Below are 3,438 nucleotides of genomic sequence, written 5' to 3' on the forward strand. Positions count from 1 at the left end.
TGGCAGGCTGCGATCGCCTGACGATTTCACCGGATCTGCTGGAAAAGCTGGACGCCGATCACGGTGAGTTGCCGCGCAGGCTGGTGGCCGGTGCGGCCGAGTCTGTGCAGGTGACGCCGATCGATGGTGCGCGGTTTGCGGCGGATCTGGCGGCCGATCCGATGGCGACGGAGAAGCTGGCGAGCGGTATCGATGCGTTCGCCAAGGATCTGGAGGCGTTGCGGCAGACGATCCGCGAGCGGCTGTAAGCGCTGGCGGTTGGATGGCTGCACGACAAAAGGCCCCGCTCATGCGGGGCCTTTTGTTTTTGGCGCGTACGGCAACCGCAACGGCAACGGCAACGGCTCACTTTCGTTGGGGTTGGCGCGTGTGGGTGGGTTTGCTGGACGCGCCGTCGACACATGGCTGGTGCGTTGGGGAGAGCAGTAGCGCGGCGAGCCTAGGGCTGTCTGCTGGACCTGGTAGAGCCGACCGTTGGTCGGCTCTGGGGTATCAGGCGTCCACGCCGATGGGGCAGCTGACGCCAGTGCCGCCGATGCCGCAGTAGCCGTTGGGGTTCTTGGCCAGGTACTGCTGGTGGTAGTCCTCGGCGTAGTAGTACGCGGGCGCGGGGAAAACGATATCGGTGGTGATGGGGCCGTAACCGCTGTCGTTGAGGCGCTGCTGGTAGGCGTCGCGGCTGGTCAGAGCGGCGTCGTGCTGGGCCTGGGTGGTGGCGTGGATCGCGGAGCGGTACTGGGTGCCGGTGTCGTTGCCCTGGCGCATGCCCTGGGTGGGGTCGTGGCTTTCCCAGAAGACCTGGAGAAGGCGTTCGAGGGTGACGATGGCGGGGTCGTAGACGACCTCGACGATTTCGGTGTGCCCGGTGAGGCCGGAGCAGACTTCTTCGTAGGTGGGGTTCGGGGTGACGCCGCCGGCGTAGCCGACCGAGGTCGAGTAGACGCCCGGGATGGTCCAGAATTTGCGCTCCGCGCCCCAGAAACAGCCCATAGCGAAGCGGATGCGCGCCAGGCCGGTGAAGCTGTCTTTCAGCGGGTGGCTGTTGACGTAATGCTGGTTGTGCAGCAACGGCAGGGGCTGCTCGCGGCCGGGCAACGCTTCTTCCGGGCGCGGCAGGCGCTGCTTGAAGGCGCCGATGCCCAACAGACCGTTTCCAATACCCAACATGGCGTTCTCCTAGGCCGGCAACAGGCCGGCGCTTTCGTCTCCGTCGAATATGGGGTCGTCCGGGGCCGCGCCCAAGTCCAGCCGGGCGACGATGTCTTCCGCTTCGGGACGGGCCAGATCGGGGACACACACGCGCAGGACGCCGAACAGCGGGAGCTCGCCCATGCCACCCAGCAGCGATTCACCGAAGACGAAGGCGGGGATGCCGGCGTCCTCCAGGGCGTGTTTGACCAGATGGGCGTCGAACAGGTTATCGGCCTGGTAGATCACGTGCATGGATGGGCTCCGGAGGGCATGGGCCCAGCATACGCCCGGGGGCTGAAGGCGTGCCGACCCAGCGAAGGAGCCGGGTGGTGCCGGTCTGCGAAAGGCGTGCCGACCAACGGTCGGCACCTACCCGTTTAGCCTGTCGCCTTGCGACAGGCTAAACTGTTGGTCTTTCTGCCTTTTAACTGCGACCGCGCATCATGTCCGAGCCTACCGCCGCCCCCACCGACGCCCTTCCGGAAGCCCAGGAAAAACGGGATTTCATCCGTCAGATCGTCCGCGAGGACCTGGCCGCCGGCAAGCATGCCGCGATCAAGACGCGCTTCCCGCCCGAGCCCAACGGCTACCTGCACATCGGCCACGCCAAGTCGATCTTCCTGAACTTCGGCATCGCCGGTGAGTTCAACGGCGTGTGCAACCTGCGCTTCGACGACACCAACCCGGCCAAGGAAGATCCGGAGTACGTGGCCGCGATCCAGGATGACGTGCGCTGGCTGGGTTTTGAATGGAACGAGCTGCGCCATGCCTCGGATTACTTCGATGCCTACTACCTGGCCGCGCAGAAGCTGATCACCGATGGCAAGGCGTATGTGTGCGACCTGTCGGCCGAGGAAGTGCGCGCCTACCGCGGCACGCTCACCGAGCCGGGCCGTCCGTCGCCGTTCCGCGACCGTAGCGTCGAAGAGAACCTGGATCTGTTCCGCCGCATGCGCGCGGGCGAGTTCCCGGATGGTGCGCGCACCGTGCGCGCCAAGATCGACATGGCCAGCGGCAACATCAACCTGCGCGACCCGGCGCTGTACCGGATCAAGCATGTCGAACACCAGAACACCGGCACTGCGTGGCCGATCTACCCGATGTACGACTTCGCGCACGCGCTGGGCGATTCCATCGAAGGCATCACCCATTCGCTGTGCACGCTGGAGTTCGAAGATCACCGCCCGCTGTACGACTGGTGCGTGGACAACGTCGATTTCGCCCATCACGATGCACTGACCCAGCCGCTGGTCGATCGCGGCCTGCCGCGTGAAGCCGCCAAGCCGCGCCAGATCGAATTCTCGCGGTTGAACATCAACTACACGGTGATGAGCAAGCGCAAGCTGATGGCGCTGGTCACCGAGCAGCTGGTGGATGGCTGGGAGGATCCGCGCATGCCGACCCTGCAGGGCCTGCGTCGTCGTGGCTATACCCCGGCCGCGATGCGCCTGTTCGCCGAGCGCGTGGGCATCAGCAAGCAGAACTCGCTGATCGATTTCAGCGTGCTCGAAGGCGCGCTGCGCGAAGACCTCGACAGTGCTGCCGCACGCCGCATGGCGGTGGTCGATCCGGTCAAGCTGGTGCTGACCAACCTGCCCGAGGGTCACGAAGAGACCCTGACCTTCTCCAACCACCCCAAGGACGAGGCGTTCGGGACCCGCGAAGTACCGTTCGCACGTGAGCTGTGGATCGAGCGCGAGGATTTCGCTGAAGTCCCGCCAAAGGGCTGGAAGCGCCTGGTGCCCGGCGGCGAAGTGCGCCTGCGCGGGGCCGGCATCATCCGCTGCGATGAAGTGATCAAGGATGCCGACGGCACCATCACCGAACTGCGTGGCTGGCTGGATCCGGAATCGCGCCCGGGCATGGAAGGCGCCAACCGCAAGGTCAAGGGCACCATCCATTGGGTCAGCGCCGTGCACGCGGTGCCGGCCGAGATCCGCCTGTACGACCGTCTGTTCTCGGTGGCCAACCCGGACGACGAATCCGAGGGCAAGACCTACCGCGATTACCTCAATCCGGACTCGCGCCGCACCGTCACCGGCTATGTCGAGCCGGCCGCAGCCACTGCGGCCCCGGAGCAGTCGTTCCAGTTCGAGCGGACCGGCTACTTCGTCGCCGATCGCCGCGATCACACCGCGGCAACGCCGGTGTTCAACCGCAGCGTGACCCTGCGCGATACCTGGTCGGCGTAAGCTGCACCCGGCCGGTGCCAGGCACCGGCCGCCCGATCTCACCTGCGCCGCCCTG

General features: G+C 65.9%; 4 protein-coding genes. 2 read left to right on the forward strand and 2 right to left on the reverse strand.

From position 1 onward, the window contains the following. The coding region (locus QMX81_RS20665) for a transaldolase family protein (protein WP_282264322.1) at positions 1-248 on the forward strand (248 nt) is incomplete at its 5' end. Between the two features lie 244 nt (positions 249-492). On the opposite strand, the gene msrA is transcribed toward QMX81_RS20665, so the two are convergent. Together msrA and QMX81_RS20675 are read right to left on the reverse strand one after the other, a co-directional pair. Further along, positions 493-1,146 (reverse strand): peptide-methionine (S)-S-oxide reductase MsrA, encoded by a 654-nt coding sequence (msrA, locus tag QMX81_RS20670; protein ID WP_282264327.1) that lies wholly within the window; start codon positions 1,144-1,146, stop codon positions 493-495. A gap of 30 nt (positions 1,147-1,176) precedes the next feature. Next, on the reverse strand, positions 1,177-1,443 hold the full coding sequence (locus tag QMX81_RS20675) for a DUF2007 domain-containing protein (RefSeq protein ID WP_121042819.1): 267 nt from the start codon (positions 1,441-1,443) through the stop codon (positions 1,177-1,179). Between the two features lie 191 nt (positions 1,444-1,634). Between QMX81_RS20675 and QMX81_RS20680 the strand changes: the two genes are divergently transcribed. Next, positions 1,635-3,383: a glutamine--tRNA ligase/YqeY domain fusion protein gene (locus tag QMX81_RS20680; protein ID WP_282264325.1), complete on the forward strand. Its 1,749-nt coding sequence runs from the start codon at positions 1,635-1,637 to the stop codon at positions 3,381-3,383. The last annotated feature ends 55 nt before the right edge of the window (positions 3,384-3,438 follow it).

The organism is Stenotrophomonas sp. PS02301 (assembly GCF_029959485.1).
GTDB classification, from domain to species: Bacteria; Pseudomonadota; Gammaproteobacteria; order Xanthomonadales; family Xanthomonadaceae; genus Stenotrophomonas; species Stenotrophomonas maltophilia_Z.